The sequence below is a fragment of the Enterococcus sp. AAFC-DPL-5182 genome, from assembly GCF_058216605.1.
In genome coordinates this window covers 35729-55601 of the sequence record NZ_CM177101.1, presented here as the reverse complement: position 1 = coordinate 55601, position 19873 = coordinate 35729, and the positions used below count along the sequence as shown (strand labels likewise).

Below are 19873 nucleotides of genomic sequence, written 5' to 3'. Positions count from 1 at the left end.
GGGTTGAATCTTTTTTACCTTGTTTATTACTTAGTTTCTGTTGTATACATTTTATCTCGATAACGCAATAATTGTTGCTCCTTGATTTCTTCAATCGCTTTTACAACATAAGCAAGTCCCTTATGGTAATCTTTATGAACTTGTTTGGAAACAGTCAAAAGATTCGTTTCATGATCGCTGCCACCTTCGGATACAAAAACTAAGTGATGGATTTCTACTTGCTGATCGCTTGTTGGAATTCTAACGCCAAAACGGTTGGTAAAGGCTAAATCTTCGCCTGTTATCCTACAATAGAATCGATCTCTACTGGCAATTCTATAAGGTAACGTGGAAAGGCCCCGCTTAAAAAAAGTTGCTTTCCCATAATTCCGACTACAACGGTCTGAGCAAAATGATCTGCGCCGACCTTCTAAAGGTTGGTTACACCATTTGCATAAGCTTATATCTTCTCGAAAATCAATCGTTTCAAAACCTAATGTTTCACCAAAGGCTTTTTCATATTCATAAAGACTCAGCCAGCGTCTTGTATAGGTATCTGATGTTTCTTCTAAACGTAATTGGCTGCCCTTCGCTTTATAGATATATTTATCAGGAATCTCTTCAACAGTTTCCTGAATGTCTTTTTTCCTTTCAATAGAAAACGCTGAGAAGTCATTAACAGGCAATTCTCCCACACCAAATTGTCCAATCGTTTTACATTTAAAACAAAGGTAAAATTGCGGTAAACCTGAAGACTCTTCTGAAAAAAGTAACTCTACTTTTTTTGAGCATTTCGGACAATAGGCTTTCGGTAGTTTAAAACGATGATAATTCATGGTGTCATTCCTTCGTGTTTTTTTCTATTATAACGTATTTTAGAAATAAAAAAGTAGAGAAGGATCTAATTGACATCCTTCTCTACTTCTTTATTATTCAATTAGTTTCGGTCATTACCCTAATTCTTCTGTTTTTTTAACGATTTTTTTGATTTCATGAATCGCCTTCTTTTGTTCTAAATAACTTTTCACTTTATTTTCACCGCTATCGATTTTACCCAACGTTGCATCTAATTTATCAATTTCATTATTGATTTGACCAACCAATGATTCTTGATCATCGATCCAGTTTTCAGTATTTTCAACTGCTTTATCACGTGCTTTTTGTTCGTCTTTTTCAATCTTATTTTCTTTGCGGATAATTGATTTTACTTCATGTAACGCTTTTTCTTGTTCATAAAAATGTTTGATTTTGCTGTCAGTATCTTCCATTTTTCCAAGAGTAACGTCTAACTTATCCATTTCTTTACCGATTTTTTCTACTAATTTTGCTTCTTTTTCTGCATAATTTGTCATAACTTAGTCCTCCTTGTCTTATCTAAATGCATAAACAATATGTGTGATACCAAAAAGCATAAAATAAAATCCAACTAGAAAGCTTAATGTTAGAGCAGAAGATAAAGGATTCATCAATAGCATGATTCCTAAAATAATCCCTAAAACATCTACAACTAAGGTAAACCAAAAGTAGCCTGTACTAACTGATTTCGCCAAATCTAAAGCAAACAATCCAAAAACAGAGTCTAAGATAAACCAAATTGCAAATATAAACGGTAAAGCTGCAACACCGATATTTAAATTGAATAAGAAATACACACCGATAATAATATCGATTACACCTAAAATAATTGGTGCATACGCTTTGTACCCTGTTAATTCTTTCATTCTGTTACGAGCGAAAATTTCAAAGATTCCTTTCAAAATCGCAAATATAGCAAAAACCATCACAATTGCAATCAAGTTTCCAGCTGGATCTTGAAAAGATAATAATGCTGTTAAAACAAACAGAATGCCTAGAATCAAAGAACCCCAATCAATGCCTTTTTTGCTTGTTTCATTCATAATTTCCCACTTCTTCCTGTTTTATTTCTCTTTACAATTTTATGGTACTCCTAAAAAATGACTGGGTCAAAACAAAAGGTCCTAAAAACAACAAACGTTATTTTTCTGACATAAATCACACAAAATCAGTTATTTTCTGTCAAAAATCATTCAAAAAATTAATTCAAGCATATATGAAAGATAAAAATTCGCCAGATTTCCTATAACTATGAATCATACAAAAAAATTTTATAAGAAATCCGCTATATTGCTTTACAATATAGCGGATTTTTAGTATATTGTATTACAAGATACCAATATCAAAGGAGGAACTTAGTTGGATGCTACCCAGATGTTAAAAGGTTTACTCGAAGGTTGTATCTTAAAAATTATTCAAAAAAAGACTGTTTACGGGTACGAGATGATTACGCTCTTATCAGAATATGGCTTGAATATGGTCAGTGAAGGTAGTATTTATCCCATCTTACTCAAGCTTCAAAAACAACAATTGATTTCAGGTGAGATGCGTCCATCTTCTGAAGGACCAAAAAGAAAATATTACTCTTTGACACCAACTGGAGAAGTTTATTTACAGCAATTCGAAAAACAATGGGCATTGATCTCCACAGGCGTTAACAACATTATGGAACAGGAAAACGAGGGCTGAACATGAACACAAAAGAGATTATCCAACAAAATAACGAACTAAGAAAACAGTTAAATCCAGAAAATAAAAAATACTATGAGGAAATCTTGCTTTATATCCGCGTAAACGTGAATAAAGATGAACAACAGACAGAAGAAATTCTCTTAGAAATTTTACAAGATATTTTAGATGCGCAAAAAAATGATACTTCAGCGCAAGAATTTTTCGGGAAAAATCCGAAAGAAATCAGTGATCGTATTTTAGCAGAATTACCCCATAGCGCTGGAACAGATTTAATAAAATTTGTTCTTATGATCTTCATTTTGCTCCTGCAATTTAATTTATTTAATCTTCTACTTGAGCCTGTAATAGCAATCAGCCTGTTCAAAACAGGTCTTCCGATTTTGCTGTTAGGTTTAGCTATCGTGTTTATACTTGCAACAGTGAAATACAGTGGGGTTTCAAAAAAAGTGAGTTATTCTTTTGCCCTATTAGCTTTTGTTTGTTGGTTAGCTAGTTTTTTAATTCCAATATTCGACAACATGATGAACGGTATAGGAAAAACAATCATACTTTCTCATCAAACATTTGCTTTGATTCTACTTTTTTTATCCGGGATTATTTTAATAGGATATTACTTAGAGAAAAGCAGCTTTTTAGAGGCCATCCCGACGGTCATTCTAACCATTTTAGAATTCACTATTCTACTAGGATTAGTGAATCCTGCCACATTGTCTTTAGGGAGTAAAACGATTTTCTCAACGCTTCTACTACTAATGATGTTCGTACTCCCTTCTATTCAATTTTATAGGCAGGAGAAAAAGAATTAGCTACAACTGTAACAAAAAGATCAGAGTCAAAAAACGATTAACGTTTTTTAGCTCTGATCTTTTTTTATTTTTTCTTACCAATCGATTGAAATGCACGTTTGATTACATCAAAAAATCCTAATGACTGTACCATATGATCTGGCGCTACATATTCCTGCATCTTCCTAAGCACTTTTTTTGGTTGCTTAGAAGAAAACGTAAACGTTCCATTTTTCTTTGTTTGGATCGCATAACGAGGAATCCATTTCCCCTTAAACATCACAGAAGCAATCACATAATCAACTTCTTCCCACGGGATTTGAACAAATTTTCGGCTATCACGAGAATTATAAAATTCAAAACCTTTGTCTCCGATCATAATTTTTCCATAATCCGTAAGTCCCGTAAACGCGGTAGCATCTGTTATGAAATCTACTTTAGTATTCAGTGATTGAACCATTTTATCTGCTCCATTTCTTCCGTGATCTATAGTCTTTATTATATGTGTTTTCAATCAATTAAGCTATGTAAATGAAACTTGGGACAAAACCGAATGGCTTTATCCCAAGCATAAAACTCATAGACGTATTACAGTAAACCGATTACGTGACCAAGTACACCGACTACGAATAAGCCAAGAATAATAACGATTGGAGAAACTTTTTTCTTCAATAACCACATACATAAAAATGTAAGTAGTAACGCTGCTAAACCAGGAATCAATTGATCCAAGTTATTTTGCAATGTCGTTACTTTCATTGCTGAAAGTGCCTTGCCTGAGCCAACTTCTTCAAAGGCTTTTTGTAACCCTTCACCATTGATTGGAAGTTTGTCCCATTCAACATACGCACCCTTATCCAATTTAACCGTTGAAACGATTGGTATGAACTTGATGGATACCCACCGCTGTACGAGCGCCGCCAGTACAAACATACCGAGAATCGAAGCACCTTTTGTAACATCTTGCAATAACCCGCCTGAAAGGTCTTCTGTGATCTTAGAACCAGCTTTATAACCAAATTCTTGTGTATACCACATAAATGACCAGCGAATGATATTCCAAGCTAAGAAGAAAATGATTGGACCAAGAATGTTCCCACCAATTGCTAGTGAAGCTCCTAAGGCACCTAACATCGGACGGATCGTAAACCAGAATACTGGATCACCAACACCAGCCAAAGGTCCCATCATTCCAACTTTAACACCTTGAATCGCTACATCATCAACAGGTGCGCCATTGGCACGTTCTTCTTCCAATGCTAACGTTACACCTAGAATTGGTGAAGCAATGTATGGGTGAGTGTTAAAGAACTCTAAGTGACGTTTTAATGCCGCTGATTGATCTTCTTTTGTTTTATATAATTTACGGATCGCTGGGATCATTGAAAATGCCCAACCACCATTTTGCATACGTTCATAGTTCCAAGAGCCCTGAATGAATGTAGAGCGCCATGCAACGGCTAAACGATCTTTTTTGGATAATTCAATTTTTTCTGCCATGTCTTTTCTCTCCTCCTTCAGGATTAATAATCATTTAAGATATCGCCTAGTGGGTCACCAGTATTGCTTCCGCCGCCGCTACCATTTGAAGAACCACCCATTTTAGAAAGGTTCAAGTAGATCAACGCTAACGCAACGCCTAAGGCACCAAGTGCGATCAATGTTAATTGAGAAATTGCCGCTACAACGAATCCGATGATAAAGAATGGCCATACTTCTTTTGTTGCCATCATATTGATTACTAATGCGTAACCAACTGCTACAACCATACCACCACCGATAGCCATACCTTCAGTTAACCATGCTGGCATTGATTCCAATGCTGATTGAACAGTTTCTGCTGGAATGAATAAAAGTGCTGCTGCTGGAATCGCAATACGGATCCCTTGCATACATACTGCTAAAATGTGTAACATTTCGATTTTTCTGATATCGCCTTTTTCAGCTGCCGCATCCATCATGTGAACGATCGGTACAGCGAGTGTACGAACGATCATTGTTAAGAAAAGACCTGCTACTGCAAGTGGTACAGCAATCGCGATTGCTGATGGAACACCTTTAACACCTTGTCCGCCTAATACTAAAATAATTGCTGATGCAACAGATGCTAATGCCGCATCCGGTGCTACTGCGGCTCCGATGTTTGCCCAACCAAGTGCGATCATTTGTAACGTTCCGCCAAGAACGATCCCAGCTTCCAAGTTTCCTGTTACTAAACCGATCAACGTACATGCCACTAACGGTTGATGGAACTGGAATTCATCAAGAATTCCTTCCATACCAGCTAGAAAGGCAACTAAAATTACTAAAATAATTGTTATAATAGACATGATAAGCCTCCTATTTTCATTTGAATTTTTGGATTATTTTGAGTGTGCTTGTGCTAACTCATGTTTTGCTTTTTTAAGGATTTCATCCATGTTTGCGCTAGAGTCATTTGGAACTTTACGAACGTCGAATTTAACGCCTAAATCTTCTAATTTCTCAAAAGCTTCAACATCTTCTGGTCCCATTGATAATACTTTACTTACGACTACTTTGCCGACTGAATGTGCCATAGAACCAACGTTTACTTCTTTGATATCTACGCCTGCTTCGACTACTTTTACCACATCTTCTGGGTTTTCAAATAACAATAATGCTTTGGTATTCCCAAAACGTGGATCTTTTGAAATTTCAATCATTTTGCTGATTGGGATAACATTTGCTTTAACCCCTGGAGGCGCTGCTTGTTCGATCAGTTTTTTACGAAGATCATCTTTAGAAACAGCATCTGAAACAACGATAATACGATTTGGTAAAACCGATTTTGTCCAAGCTGTCGCTACTTGACCATGTAATAACCGAGAATCGACACGTGCTAAAACGAACTTGATTTTGCCGTCACCGACAACTGTTCCTGCTGGTAATGCCCCTTTTGGTTGCGCATCTTCCACAGCAGCTTTCGGTGCTTCTGCAGGCTCTAGCTCTTCTGGTTTGATTCTCACACCTTCTTTAGCTGTTTCAAGAATGTGTTTAGCAATTTCTTGCGCTGAATTCATTGAAAAGCGTGATGCATATGCTTCAATCAGCATTGGTAAGTTCAAACCACTAACAATCGCCCATTTGTCTTTATGTTCTTCAAAAAGACTGTTTGCTTGGTTAAACGGTGTGCCTCCCCATAGATCAACTAAAAATAATACTTCGTCTTCTTCATCAAACGTTGCGATTGCCTCTTTCAGCTTTGCTTTTAAATCGTCTGGGCCTTCGCTAGGCATCAATACAACTGCTTGTACTTTTTCCTGTTCGCCAAAAATCATGGAACCGGATTGTAAAATGCCTTGAGCAAATTCCCCATGGCTAGCAATAATAATTCCTACCATAATTTGATACCTCCTATATTTTTTTCAATTACTTGGTTATTACCCTCATCAACAGACGAAAACACTTGTTAGAAAAATATAAAAAGAAAAAATGCATGACTCTTTTTGTGCTCTCAATTGCTGCTTGCAATCTGTCAGATGATTTTAAAGTTAGAACCATCTATTGCTCAACGATCAGTACTCACTTTTTGATCGATCGGATCACTCCTTCCAATACTATGCATAAGTTTCGACAATTGGCATCTAGTTCATCACTTCATTTATATAGAATCTGAAAAAGAATTATACTAACTGTTCTTTTTTCAGCAATTCCATCAAATCTACTTGGTTATCTGCAACTACTTTTCGAATTTCCAATGTAATTCCTTGATCATGTAAATATTTGAATGCTGCAATATCCTTTTCGTCAACAGCAACAGCATTTGTGATCATTCGTTTACCACTAGTAAAGCTCATACCCCCAATATTGACAGAGGTAAGTTTGACATTCCCTTCAACCACACGTTTTACATCTTCTGGATTAGTGAACAACAACATTACTTTTAAACTGTCAAAACGCTCATCGGCAAAAACGTCGATCATCTTTTCAACCGTAATGACATTTACTTTTACGCCTGGTGGGGCAGCTTGTACCAGTAATGCTTTTCTTAACGTATCGTGAGCAACTGCATCGCTTATAACTAAAATTCGATTTACATTCGTACTTTTGGTCCAGACAGTAGCAACTTGACCATGTATCAAGCGATCATCAATTCGCACTAAACGAATATCCATCATGTATTGTTCTCCTTTTTTCCTATTGTCTAATCAATAAATACTTAGTGTGTTATTACTAAAATACTATGTCCAGTCATTTATTGCCAAAATAACGACTAGCGGAATCGACTACATCATCAAAAATTAAGTGATTGCGTAGTAGGCAGATTTCACCCACGACTTAATTAAAGCAAGTATCGTGCCAAAAATAGTGTATTGCTGAAATAAAGTAAAAAATAAGGCTTTTATTAAGAAAATACACAAAGAAGATACACTAAAACAGTGTATCTTCTTTGTGTATTCCTTCTAGTGTATCTTCTGTATTTTGTTCTTGATTCAACTGTGTATTTTTAATCAGCTGAATAATATAATAAATTTCTTCTATTGGTATTTCTATTTTAAAGGTTTGCTTTAAATAGAGAGATGCTTTCATCACAGTTTCATAGCTTGGCTCAGAAGTGATTTGTTGCAATTCTGCTTCAGTGAGTGTCAATGTGTCGTGTTGCAGCACTCTTTCTAACATACCAGCTAAATGCATAACTAAGTTAACGTAGAATGTATAGTCCAGTTGTAAAGCAAGTTTAGTTCTGATAATGTCTGTAAACGCCCATAACGGGTCAATTACTTTTCTAGGATTGATAAAAATAAAACTTTCTTCCATATAATCAATACAGATTTTTTTTGCAGCGGATTCATCCATTGCTTGCGTCTCTACATAGATGTCACTAGCCATCAATAATTGATCGATTACAGACTCAGCTTCTCCTGAAAAGAACGTCTCCATTGGAATAAATGGTGCTGCAATTTTTGGATCGGTGATTCCCGTTGCAGCAATCACACGATATTCATCTTGAATAGCAACTAGTTGCTCTTTCATATCGATAATAGACAACGGTAATACTTCTAACTCTAATCCTAACTGTGGTGGAACAGCTGCTTCGATCATTTCCTTCATCCGTTTAGCTGTCCCTTCACCAGAAGCACAGATTGCGATGATCACTCGTTTTTTCCAAGAGGCTAAGGGGTCGATTTCTCTCTCTTGCTGAATATCCGCATATCCTTGAAAATTTTTCAAAGAATCATATAGTGTATCCAATTGTGTATCGATCAAAGTCGTTTTTCTGGCAGTTTCTAAAACAATAGGGGTTGTGACCATATCGACTGTCCGCACATCAATTCCAGTCTGTCGAGTAATTTCATCTGAAAACGTTGCTAAAGAACCCATATCTACTAAAAGAATCACACCACTATCTTCATTGACTTCTTTGACTACATTGACAATTTGGCGTAATGCCTCTTTTGGTTGCATTTCTAAAGGCATATCGACAGCTCTTAGATTATCGACATTAAGCAATTGAGATACAACTTGTACCATACTTGTAGCTGTACTTTTTCCGTGTGCAGCAACCACAATCCCAATTCGTCCCGCATCTTTATTTTCTCTTAATGAAATTAGTAACACTGCTAAATAATAGGTTTCAAATTCTGGTATTTTCATTTGATAATTGATTTCGATGATACGCTTGATCTCTTGCGCTGTCTCGAATTCTACTGGATAATCCAACACCATATTTCTGATATTTTCGTTTAGCTGATGCTGACGCTCCTCACCGTTTTGGATTCGTTTTAAAAATGAACTGATATGCAAACTCATAGCATAAATAAAATTAGATTGAAAATTGTAATTTAGTTTTTGTTTCGCAAAATTATAGATTTCCTTGGTGACATCAATAATTCTCTGGTCAACGATTTCCGCTAACTTATTTTCAGTATCAAAGGTAAAACCATGATCTTTATAGAAGGATTTTAGATGAACATTGATATCTGTCGTAATAAAATTATTGATCACTTCTTGTTCTAGTCCATCTGCTTTTAATAAGGCGGCTTTGTCTCCAATAATTTCGTATAAATTATATGGCAGTTCATATGAATCAGACTGTATCGTTACTAATGGTTCATTTGGTGTAACGATCATTTGTGGTTCTAGATATTTAGATAGTTCAGCTAGCATATCGCGATTACTTGCCAGTTGCATCATGCCTTCTTTAATACTATCCGTCAATTCATCAATCGTGATTGTTAGTTCATCTTGATCGATATGATTCAAAAACCCTCTGGCTGTCACTAACTGAACATTGGATTTCAATTGACCTACATTTCCGTAGGAGACGCTGCCGATCAAAGCTTTGACGACATCTTCAGATAAAGATATTTTTCGTTGAATTCGTGAAGCTTCCATCGAAATCATCACTCTAAGCAAATCGATTTTTTCTTTTGCTGGACGATCTATAAAATTCGGCAATTGGATAATAATCGGAATTCTACGGACAAAAGTATTCAATAAAGAGGAGGTTGGATTTTCAGTTGTTGCACAAATGATCCGTACATCTGCACGGCGATTTTTGACAGTTTCACCTAGCCTTGAATACGTCCCATGATCCATAAAATAAAAAACCATCTCTTGTCCTTCCGGCGGTAGGCGATGCACCTCATCAAGAAATAAAATACTGCCGTCAGCTTCGTGAATGATTCCTTCTTTAGCTTTTGTTGCACCAGTAAATGCCCCTTCAGCATATCCAAATAAATGGGACATCAACAACTCTGGGTTGTGGGCATAATCAGCGCAATTAAAAACAACTAGTTTTTTATCTGAATCGATCACATGATTTAATAAAGCAAATTGAAACATTGCATGAGCAAAGTACGTTTTCCCCGATCCAGTCGGTCCTGTGATTAAACAATTTAATCCTTTTGGCGGATATAGAATTGCCGCTTTGGCTTGCTCCACAGGTGTTCTCATACTCCCCGTGGAGCCGATCATTCCTTTAAAAATATCTTCTCCAGCAAATTTTTTCGTTGGCTTATGTACCTGTTCAGCACTTGCGGTTTGACCATTTATTAAACTATGTTCACGATAGCTCATAACAGGTTTAGACAAAGGCTGATATTTAAAAATAGCTTTATCGACATATTTGACTGGTCGACCTTCTGTTTTGTCTAATAATCCTTCTCGGACAAGCTGATTCAAATCTTTACTAGCATTCGTCCTTTGAATATTCAACGCCTTGGAGACATCCTCTGTTGTCAGTCCGCCTCCCAAAGAAACATCACTCGTCGTTAAATTTTCAGTCTGTTCTTTTACGTAAAGGTAGATTCGTTCGATGCGCTTCATCTTGACTTCTCCTTTCAATTTAAAAGCCTTACGAGTTCAGCCGAGACTAACTCATAAAGCAAGATCACAATACCATTTGGATCTATAAAAGATACACTAATTTTATGTGTATCATACAGTGTATCGTTTTAAATGTACACTAATAACCTTTTTATTAAAATGTTTCACATGAAACACCTTTTTTATAAAAAGTTATCTCATTTTAGTAAAATCCATACAGTATTTCTGAAAAAGTCTGAAATTCCTTGAAAAATATGGGTTTCCTCGCTATAATGCAGAGAGGTTTAACTATTCTATATGAAGTGAGGAAAACAATTGATTACTGTAAATGATGTAAGTTTGCTCTTTTCAGATCGCAAACTTTTTGATGATGTAAATATTAAATTCACACCTGGTAACTGTTATGGCTTGATTGGTGCAAATGGTGCTGGTAAATCAACGTTTCTTAAAATTTTATCTGGTGAAATCCAACCAACAACTGGATCGATCACATTAGGACCAGATGAACGTATGGCAACATTGAAACAAAATCATTTTGATTTTGAAGATAATACTGTTCTGGAAACAGTTATCATGGGTCACAAACGCTTATACGAAGTAATGAAAGAAAAAGATGCAATCTACATGAAGGAAGATTTTACTGATGAAGATGGGATCAAAGCAGCCGAACTTGAAGGAGAATTTGCCGAGTTAGATGGTTGGGAAGCGGAACCAGAAGCAGCTGTTTTACTGCAAGGTTTAAACATTCCTGAAAGTCTGCATGATCAAAAAATGAGTGAGCTAACAGCTGGCCAAAAAGTCAAAGTGTTACTTGCACAATCTCTATTTGGTAAACCAGATGTTTTACTATTGGATGAGCCGACCAATGGTTTGGATACTCGTTCAATCAATTGGTTAGAAGAGTTCTTGATCAATTTTGAAAACACGGTTATCGTGGTTTCCCATGACCGCCATTTCTTAAATAAGGTATGTACACACATGGCCGATCTTGATTTCGGTAAGATCAAATTATATGTTGGTAACTATGATTTCTGGTTGGAATCTAGCCAATTAGCCGCAAAATTACAATCGAATGCAAACGCGAAAAAAGAAGAGCAAATCAAAGAGTTACAAGACTTTATCGCTCGTTTCAGTGCCAATGCTTCGAAATCAAAACAAGCAACTTCTCGTAAAAAAATGCTTGATAAAATTACCTTAGATGACATCCAACCCTCTTCACGTCGTTATCCATTTGTTGGGTTTACTCCTGAAAGAGAAATCGGAAATGATCTACTTCACGTAGAAAATGTTTCTGTAACGATTGATGGTAAGAAAATTTTAGATAACATTTCTTTCTCTTTAAATAACGTTGATAAAGTAGCTTTCATTGCAGATAATGATATCGTTACAACCACTTTATTCAAGGTGATCATGGGGGAAATCACTCCTGATACTGGCAGCGTCCGTTGGGGTGTTACAACAACTCAAGCTTACCTACCAAAAGATAACAGCAAAGACTTCGATACTAATTTAACGATTTTAGATTGGTTACGTCAGTTTGCAAGTAAAGAAGAAGATGATAATACGTTCTTACGTGGATTCTTAGGAAGAATGTTGTTCTCTGGTGAAGACGTACTGAAATCAGTAAATGTGCTTTCAGGGGGCGAAAAAGTTCGTGTAATGTTGTCTAAATTGATGCTTTCTAAATCAAACGTACTTGTTTTAGATGATCCTACCAATCACTTGGATCTAGAATCGATCACTGCTTTGAATGATGGCTTGATGGCCTTCACTGGCGCCATTTTATTTGCTTCACATGACCACCAATTTATTCAAACATTAGCAAATCGGATCATTGCGGTTTCTGATAAAGGTGTTGTTGATCGCGCTGATACAACCTATGATGAATTTTTGGAAAACAAAGATGTTCAAAAACAATTGGATGAACTGTTTTCTGGTGAATATTAATTAAAAAAAGAAGAAACATCTGAATTAACGGATGTTTCTTCTTTTTTATTACGCTCTTTTCTTCCCTCTAGAGAAAACTGCAATACAACCATTTCCTGTATGACTAGTAATCGTTGGACCTAAAGGATGTAAACGAATCTCCTTAACCTGAATCTTTTCTTCAATCATAGCTTTGACTTTCTCAGCACTCTCTAAATCCCCAGCATAGGCAATAAATAATGTTTGTTTTAATGGCTCGACCATTCCTTTAACCGTCTCATCTGCCAGCTTTTTCAATGCTTTACTACGACCTCGAACTTTGCCGATATTTTGTAGTTTTCCTTGTTCGTCCACTATAATGATTGGTTTCACATTCATCAATCCGCCAATTGCAGCGGCAGCTTTAGAAATCCTACCACCTCGTTCTAAATGTTTCAAGTCATCCACCGTCACCCAAGACTGAACCGTCATCTTATTTTCAGATAACCATAATAAGATATCCTCTAAAGAATGTCCGTCTTCTTTTAATTGAACAGCTTCACTCACAAGCAATCCCTCGCCTAAACTAGCCGCTTTTGTATCGATCACATAAATTTCAGCGTCCTCATATTCTTCTTTTAGGATATCAACAGCCTGCATAGCACTTTGGTACGAACCGCTTAATCCTGAAGAAAAAGCCAAATATAGTATGGGAACTTTTTTTTCCACGTAAGGTCTAAAAAATTCAATATATCTCCCAACATTTACTTGAGAAGTCGTAGGCATGCCGCCAATTTTTATCTCTTCTAAAAACCAATCATAGTCAAATGTTTTCCCCAAGTCATCGACTAGTTCTTTGCCATTTAATTGAATTGTCATACTGATAAAATCAACATCTTTGGCTTCTAAATATGTATATGGTAGATCACAACATGAATCTGTCATTATTTTAAATGTCATTTTAAATCCTCCCTAACTATTTTTCTATTTTAACACATAATCGTTGGATACTCATGCTTTATTAAGCGAGTAAACAACCAAAATAAGCCGTTCCTTAGAAAAAAGTGATTAAAAAACGAGAGACAATTTTTACGTTGTCTCTCGCTTATTTTATCGTTTAAATTTGTGCCCAAACACTTTCTAATACATTTGTTTGGTTACGGTCTGGACCTACTGAGAATGTTGAAATACGTACACCGACTAATTCAGAAATACGGTGAACATAGTTTCTTGCATTCGCTGGTAGATCAGCTAAGGTCTTACATCCAGTGATGTCTTCTGACCAACCTGGTAGCTCTTCATAGACTGGTTTACAACGGCTCAACTCTTTCAAACTAGCTGGATAATGATAGATCAATTCGCCATCTAATTCATAGGCTGTACAGATTTTCACTGTGTCTAAACCACTTAAAACATCGATTGAATTCAATGATAAATTCGTGATTCCAGAGACACGTTTAGAGTGACGCATCACAACCGTATCAAACCAACCCACACGACGTGGACGACCTGTTGTTGTACCATATTCTTTCCCAACTCTACGAATTGTTTCTCCTGTTTCATCAAACAATTCTGTAGGGAATGGTCCATCACCAACACGTGATGTATAAGCTTTACAAACACCAACGACTTTATTGATCTTAGAAGGACCAACTCCGCTTCCGATCGTAACGCCTCCAGCAACTGGATTTGATGATGTTACAAATGGATAGGTTCCTTGGTCGATATCTAACATAACACCTTGTGCGCCTTCAAATAACACACGTTTGCCAGCATCTAATGCATCGTTTAAAATAACAGACGTGTCTGTTACGTATTGTTTGATTTGTTGACCATATTCATAATATTCTTCAAAAATATCTTCAAATGCAATTGGTTCACTATCGAACATTTTGACGAATTGACGATTTTTTTCTTCTAAATTGATTTTTAGACGTTCTTCAAAGATTTCTTTATCTAATAAATCTGCTACACGAATCCCTACACGAGCTGCTTTATCCATGTATGCTGGACCGATTCCTTTGATTGTTGTACCGATTTTATTGTCACCCTTAGCATCTTCTTGTAATTGATCCAATTGGATGTGATACGGTAAAATCACGTGAGCACGGTCAGAAATACGTAAGTTATCTGTCGTTACATTATTTTCTTTTAAATAAGCCAGTTCTTTTACTAAAGATTTCGGGTTAACTACAACGCCGTTTCCGATCACGCTGATTTTTTCTTTGTAAAAGATACCTGAAGGAATCAAGTGTAGTTTATAAGTAACACCATCAAATTTAATGGTATGACCTGCATTATCTCCGCCTTGATAACGTGCGATGACCTCAGCATTCTCACTTAAAAAATCCGTGATCTTTCCTTTTCCTTCATCGCCCCACTGCGTTCCGACTACTACAACTGATGACATTCGAACACCTCGTTCTAAATTATTTTGTCCTGATTCATTGTACCAAGAAAGCAGAACGCTTTCAAGGAAAAATCGAATATTGTTTTTTTCGAAAAGAAAAAAACGAGCAAAACACGAACATTATTCCGATAATTATTTTACATCAGATAAAAAAGCGAAAATTTTCTTATTGCCTTGTAAAGGAATTTCATTTTGTTATAATCATAAACAATATATTATAAATTTAATAGGAGGTACATTCGGGATATGAAGCATTCTTTTTGTTTAGAGATTGACGAATCTTTATCTTTAATTCAACCAACACTTGAGATGGCACAGGAACTTTTTGAAGTTGTCGACTCAGATCGAGATCATTTAAGAAGGTTCCTAGATTTTGTTGATTCAACAACCTCTTTTGAACCGCAAGAACAATATATCAAGATGAAATTAGAAGGCTATGTCAACGGGACAGACCGCTTATTTTTAATTGCTTATGATCAAAAGATCATCGGCTGTATTGATCTACATTTTATTGATAACAATAATAAAAAGGCAGAGCTTGGTTATTGGCTTCATTCATCTCAAACCAATAAAGGTATCATGACAAAAGTAGTTAAAATGGTTTGTGCAATTGGGTTTGAAGATATGGATTTAAATAAATTAAGTATACGAGCTGATACTGAAAATAAAGCAAGTAATGCGGTGGCGGTCAAAAGTGGTTTCTCCTTTGTTGGAACGGATAAGTCTGAAGTTCTTATGTATGATGAATTTAGAGACTTGAATAAATATTCTCTTTTAAAAGCAGATTTTAACTAAACTAATAGCCCAGGTAAGTGTTTATCAGTAGATACTTACTTAGGCTATTATTTTTATCTATTCACGCTTCGCTAAAACTCTTCTCTTGGTGATAGTGAAGCGAATTTATTGAATTCTTTAATAAATAATAATTCAACCGTTCCACGGGCACCACTACGGTTTTTCTCGATGATCACTTCAATTACGTTGTCGATTTCGGGCTCTTCCCGATCGCCATCTTCTCCGTCTTCACCACGATCATAATAATCATCACGATATAAGAAGGCAACGATATCGGCATCTTGCTCGATCGATCCAGATTCACGGATATCACTTAATACAGGACGTTTATCCTGACGCTGTTCTACACCACGAGATAATTGAGAGAGTGCAATAACAGGAACTTTTAATTCCTTTGCTAATTTCTTCAATTGACGGGAAATTTCAGATACTTCTTGTTGACGACTTTCACGACCAGTTCCTTCAATCAGTTGCAAGTAATCAATTAAAATCAACCCAAGATTACCGCGTTCTTGCGCTAGTTTACGACATTTCGCTCGGATTTCGGTAATTTTGATACCTGGCGTGTCATCAATGTAGATTTGAGCTCTAGACAAGCTTCCCATTGCAATGATTAGGTTTTGCCACTCTTCTTCTGATAGTTGACCAGTCCGTAAGTGCCCCGCTTCGATCGAACCTTCCGCACAAAGCATCCGGTTAACTAATGATTCTGCCCCCATTTCCAAACTGAAAATAGCAACAGAGCGGTCTGTTTTGGTTCCGATATTTTGAGCGATATTCAGAGCAAATGCTGTTTTCCCCACGGCAGGACGGGCGGCTAGAATAATCAATTCTTCTGCTTGCAGTCCAGCGGTCATTTTATCTAAAGCTGGATAGCCAGTTGGTAATCCAGTGATTTCTTCATCATTTTGATACAGTTGGTCAATGTTTGCAATCGACGTATTCAATACATCTGCAATTGACAGGAATCCGCTTCGGTTTCTTTTTTCTGAAACTTCTAAAATACTACGTTCAGCATCATCCAAGATAGTTTCTACATCTTCCCCTTGTTCAAAACCTTTAGTAACAATCTCTGTAGCGGTTTGAATCAAGTTACGAAGCAATGATTTTTGTTCAACGATTTTCGCATAATATACAATATTCGCAGCAGTTGGCACAGCCAACGCTAGATCAGACAGATAGCTTAAACCGCCTACGTCTTCCAGTAAGTTTTCTTGCTCCAAACGATCTTTGATCGTGATAACGTCAATCGCTTCATTTCGATCGTTCAAAGTCAGCATAGTCTGAAAAATCAATTGATGATTACGGCGATAAAAATCTTTTGGTTCTATGTATTCTAACGCATCGATAATAACCTCAGCATCTAAAAAAACCGACCCTAAAACGGCCTGTTCTGCTTCCATACTTTGGGGCGGTACTCGATCTTGCCATACTTCATTCATTTTTTTCTCTCCTATAGCTCAAATTACGCCGTTCAGTCTTTCTATTTTAACAAGAAATAAGCGAAATGTACAATGACATTATCGTATCATTTCTTGTTAATAATAAGCAAAAAACAGAGGAGATCCTCTGTTTTCACCCTTTATTCTTCTACAACATGAACTTTGATTGTCGCAGTTACTTCGTGATGTAATTTCACTGGAACTTTTGTAAAACCTAATGCACGGATTGGTTGAGATAGTTCTAGCTTACGTTTGTCTAATTTCACCTTATATTGCTTGTTTAAGGCCTCTGCGATTTGTTTTGAAGGAATAGATCCAAAGAGACGTCCATCCTCTCCAGCCTTCGCTTTAAGCTCTACAACTGTTTCTTCTTTTTCTAGAAATTCTTGCATTTTTTTAGCTTCTGCTAAAACTTCAGCTTCGTGTTTATCTTGTGCTTTCTTTTGTCCAGCTAAAGCACTGATACTTCCTTTATTTGCTTCTTGAGCGTAACCATTTTTGATGAGAAAGTTTTGAGCATAACCTGTTGGTACTTCTTTTACTTCCCCTTTTTTCCCTTTACCTTTAACGTCTTGTAAAAAAATAACTTTCATACTATTATTCCTCCTTAATTTTAAAGCATAGAAGTTTATGGAGCTGGATCATACATTACATCTATATTTTGTTGGATCACTTTCAGCAGTTGCTCTTTTACTTCAGCGACTGTTACATTTGTTAATTGTACCGCAGCATTCGTAAAATGACCACCTCCGCCTAAATTCTCCATAATCAGCTGGACGTTTATCGACCCGTTACTGCGGGCACTGATTCCAATTTGTTTATCAGTTCGTTTCGTTATCACAAAAGCTGCATTGATGCCGACCATTGACAATAAGGTATCTGCCGTTTTCGCTGCAGTTACGCTATCATATTCTTTCTCTTCGCTACCTGTTACGATAACTGTATCTGGTGTAACATACTCACTTTGGGCAATCAAACTGTTCATCTCCAAATAACTGGTTAAATCCGAGCTTAATAAATATTGTACTAAAGATGAATCTGCACCACAAGTTCTTAAATAGCTAGCCACATCGAAGGTGCGTGCCGTTGTTCGAACACTAAAACTCTTCGTATCGACTACGATTCCGGCTAGCAATAATGTCGCTTCAAGTTTGTCTAAACTTCTTTGAGCATTACTTTGATATTCGATCAATTCAGTCACCAACTCTGAAGCAGATGAAGCGGACGATTCAATATAAGCAAGTAATGGTTTTGCTGGAAACTCATCACCACGTCGATGATGATCGATAATCACCACTTTGTCAAACTGTTCGTATAACTCTTGTGAAATTGAAAGAGATGGCTTATGGTAATCAACCATGATCAATAAACTGCTGTCCGTTTTTCGTTTCATTGCTTCTTTTGGCGTAATGATTTGCTTTGCAAGATCAGGATACTTTTCTAATTCAGACATCACTCGCTCAACATCTGGAATACTTTCATTTTGCTCCAAAACGACCCAAGCTTCCTTGTTATGGAATTTGGCTAATCTTGCCATACCAAATGCCGAACCAATCGCATCCATATCTGGAAAACGGTGTCCCATGATATAAACATCCGAAGACTCTGTTAAAATCCCTTGAATTGCAGTACTCATTGCACGAGAACGAACGCGTGTTCTCTTTGCAACTGAAGCTGTTCTACCCCCATAAAAAATAGGTTTAGCGTTATCTTTTGCTTCTTTGACTACTACTTGATCTCCACCTCTGACTAAGGCTGTATCTAAGTTTGTTTGGGCAGTATTCCCCGTTTGGCTTAGTGTTTCACCACCATAAGAAATCCCCATACTTAATGTTATTGGTATATCTCTTGTACTTGATTCTTTTCTGATCTTATCTAAAATTTGAAATTTAGTGTCCATCATTTTCTTTATATCTTCTAACTGTCCAATGAAAAAATACCGTTCAGCGTTTAGTCTTTTGTAAAAAACTTGATACTCATCCATCCAATCAGAAACCATTGTGGTGATAAAACTATTCAAGTAAGAAATTTCTTTCTCATCCATACTATCTGTAATATCGTCATAGTTATCCACCGATACGATTCCAATTGCTGTCTGCATCTCTAATTTTTCTTGATACAAGTTACTCTCTTCTGTGATATCTCTAAAGGTAATCGTATTTTGACTTGTATCAATATTAAAACGATACACATGATCCCCAACTTTAAATATATCCTTACCTTTTTCAGCTCGTGATACATACGTCTGTATCAATTCTGAACTAATAAGTGTCTGACCGTCTTTATAAAAAATATCTTCTGCAAACGGATTTAGCCACTTGGCTTCTTTCGTTTCTGGATCATAATTTATGATCCCTACGGATACTTCATTAAAAGCATAATCCAACGACTTTTCCGCAATGGTACTTGCTTCTCTGATTTTTTCTGTATTTGATATCTCAATTTTTTTAATTAGGTAAAAAATTCGATTGATCAGTATAAGATTGAGTATCAATAATCCAACTATAATCATGTATTTATTAGATAGGAAGAAAAGTAATATTACTTCTAATAAAAAGAGAACGAATACAGAACCCAAAATCCGTTTCATTCTAATTTTTTTCATTTTTAGGACTCCCCCATTGTTCTACAGATAAGGTTATTTTAGCATAAAAAAGAGATTTCTGCGAATCTCTAAATGTTTCACGTGAAACATTTGGAAATCATATTCGAATCCTAAA

18 protein-coding genes are annotated in these 19873 nt (G+C 36.3%); 4 read left to right on the top strand and 14 right to left on the bottom strand.

Annotated features, from left to right (window positions below; genetic code table 11):
• Positions 1 to 26: 26 nt before the first annotated feature.
• The 3 genes from AC4BB7_RS00265 to AC4BB7_RS00255 all read right to left on the bottom strand — a co-directional run bounded on the left by AC4BB7_RS00265 (position 27) and on the right by AC4BB7_RS00255 (position 1877).
• Positions 27 to 815 carry an HNH endonuclease gene (locus tag AC4BB7_RS00265; protein WP_490483997.1) on the bottom strand — a complete coding sequence of 263 codons (789 nt, stop codon included), beginning with the start codon at positions 813 to 815 and terminating at the stop codon, positions 27 to 29.
• A 114-nt stretch (positions 816 to 929) separates the two neighbouring features.
• A complete protein-coding gene (locus AC4BB7_RS00260) occupies positions 930 to 1331 on the bottom strand; it encodes a hypothetical protein (protein ID WP_490483996.1) in 402 nt (133 codons plus the stop codon).
• Positions 1332 to 1349: 18 nt separating this feature from the next.
• Entirely contained in the window at positions 1350 to 1877 is a 528-nt protein-coding gene (locus tag AC4BB7_RS00255) for an HdeD family acid-resistance protein (RefSeq protein ID WP_086314833.1), read from the bottom strand.
• Positions 1878 to 2193: 316 nt separating this feature from the next.
• Here AC4BB7_RS00255 and AC4BB7_RS00250 point away from each other — a divergent pair, with 316 nt between their 5' ends.
• Both AC4BB7_RS00250 and AC4BB7_RS00245 read left to right on the top strand, forming a co-directional pair.
• Entirely contained in the window at positions 2194 to 2523 is a 330-nt protein-coding gene (locus AC4BB7_RS00250; protein ID WP_086314831.1) for a PadR family transcriptional regulator, read from the top strand.
• A gap of 2 nt (positions 2524 to 2525) precedes the next feature.
• The gene (locus AC4BB7_RS00245) at positions 2526 to 3332 is read left to right on the top strand and encodes a DUF1129 domain-containing protein (RefSeq protein ID WP_490483995.1); all 807 of its coding nucleotides are present in this window, start codon (positions 2526 to 2528) and stop codon (positions 3330 to 3332) included.
• A gap of 64 nt (positions 3333 to 3396) precedes the next feature.
• Here the strand turns inward: AC4BB7_RS00245 and AC4BB7_RS00240 are convergent, their stop codons facing one another.
• The 6 genes from AC4BB7_RS00240 to AC4BB7_RS00215 all read right to left on the bottom strand — a co-directional run bounded on the left by AC4BB7_RS00240 (position 3397) and on the right by AC4BB7_RS00215 (position 10601).
• The gene (locus AC4BB7_RS00240; RefSeq protein WP_086314827.1) at positions 3397 to 3771 is read right to left on the bottom strand and encodes a DUF956 family protein; all 375 of its coding nucleotides are present in this window, start codon (positions 3769 to 3771) and stop codon (positions 3397 to 3399) included.
• A gap of 128 nt (positions 3772 to 3899) precedes the next feature.
• A complete protein-coding gene (locus AC4BB7_RS00235) occupies positions 3900 to 4811 on the bottom strand; it encodes a PTS system mannose/fructose/sorbose family transporter subunit IID (RefSeq protein WP_086314825.1) in 912 nt (303 codons plus the stop codon).
• 23 nt (positions 4812 to 4834) lie between these two features.
• On the bottom strand, positions 4835 to 5641 hold the full coding sequence (locus tag AC4BB7_RS00230) for a PTS mannose/fructose/sorbose transporter subunit IIC (protein WP_010762081.1): 807 nt from the start codon (positions 5639 to 5641) through the stop codon (positions 4835 to 4837).
• 33 nt (positions 5642 to 5674) lie between these two features.
• Positions 5675 to 6673 carry a mannose/fructose/sorbose PTS transporter subunit IIA gene (locus AC4BB7_RS00225; RefSeq protein WP_490483994.1) on the bottom strand — a complete coding sequence of 333 codons (999 nt, stop codon included), beginning with the start codon at positions 6671 to 6673 and terminating at the stop codon, positions 5675 to 5677.
• 282 nt (positions 6674 to 6955) lie between these two features.
• A complete protein-coding gene (locus AC4BB7_RS00220; RefSeq protein WP_490483993.1) occupies positions 6956 to 7450 on the bottom strand; it encodes a mannose/fructose/sorbose PTS transporter subunit IIB in 495 nt (164 codons plus the stop codon).
• A gap of 253 nt (positions 7451 to 7703) precedes the next feature.
• The gene (locus AC4BB7_RS00215; RefSeq protein ID WP_490483992.1) at positions 7704 to 10601 is read right to left on the bottom strand and encodes a sigma-54-dependent transcriptional regulator; all 2898 of its coding nucleotides are present in this window, start codon (positions 10599 to 10601) and stop codon (positions 7704 to 7706) included.
• A 315-nt stretch (positions 10602 to 10916) separates the two neighbouring features.
• Here AC4BB7_RS00215 and AC4BB7_RS00210 point away from each other — a divergent pair, with 315 nt between their 5' ends.
• The gene (locus AC4BB7_RS00210) at positions 10917 to 12548 is read left to right on the top strand and encodes an ABC-F family ATP-binding cassette domain-containing protein (protein ID WP_490483991.1); all 1632 of its coding nucleotides are present in this window, start codon (positions 10917 to 10919) and stop codon (positions 12546 to 12548) included.
• A gap of 48 nt (positions 12549 to 12596) precedes the next feature.
• On the opposite strand, the gene AC4BB7_RS00205 is transcribed toward AC4BB7_RS00210, so the two are convergent.
• A complete protein-coding gene (locus AC4BB7_RS00205; protein WP_490483990.1) occupies positions 12597 to 13466 on the bottom strand; it encodes a DegV family protein in 870 nt (289 codons plus the stop codon).
• A 157-nt stretch (positions 13467 to 13623) separates the two neighbouring features.
• Entirely contained in the window at positions 13624 to 14916 is a 1293-nt protein-coding gene (locus AC4BB7_RS00200; RefSeq protein ID WP_010770295.1) for an adenylosuccinate synthase, read from the bottom strand.
• Between the two features lie 246 nt (positions 14917 to 15162).
• On the opposite strand from AC4BB7_RS00200, the gene AC4BB7_RS00195 reads away from it, so the two are divergent.
• Positions 15163 to 15711 carry a GNAT family N-acetyltransferase gene (locus tag AC4BB7_RS00195; RefSeq protein WP_086314813.1) on the top strand — a complete coding sequence of 183 codons (549 nt, stop codon included), beginning with the start codon at positions 15163 to 15165 and terminating at the stop codon, positions 15709 to 15711.
• A gap of 71 nt (positions 15712 to 15782) precedes the next feature.
• On the opposite strand, the gene dnaB is transcribed toward AC4BB7_RS00195, so the two are convergent.
• From dnaB to AC4BB7_RS00180, 3 genes are all read right to left on the bottom strand, one after another.
• Positions 15783 to 17153, bottom strand: coding sequence for a replicative DNA helicase (dnaB, locus tag AC4BB7_RS00190; RefSeq protein WP_069653498.1), 1371 nt, complete (start codon positions 17151 to 17153; stop codon positions 15783 to 15785).
• A gap of 140 nt (positions 17154 to 17293) precedes the next feature.
• A complete protein-coding gene (rplI, locus tag AC4BB7_RS00185; RefSeq protein ID WP_086314811.1) occupies positions 17294 to 17746 on the bottom strand; it encodes a 50S ribosomal protein L9 in 453 nt (150 codons plus the stop codon).
• 35 nt (positions 17747 to 17781) lie between these two features.
• Positions 17782 to 19758, bottom strand: coding sequence for a DHH family phosphoesterase (locus AC4BB7_RS00180; protein ID WP_490483989.1), 1977 nt, complete (start codon positions 19756 to 19758; stop codon positions 17782 to 17784).
• Between the last annotated feature and the right edge of the window lie 115 nt (positions 19759 to 19873).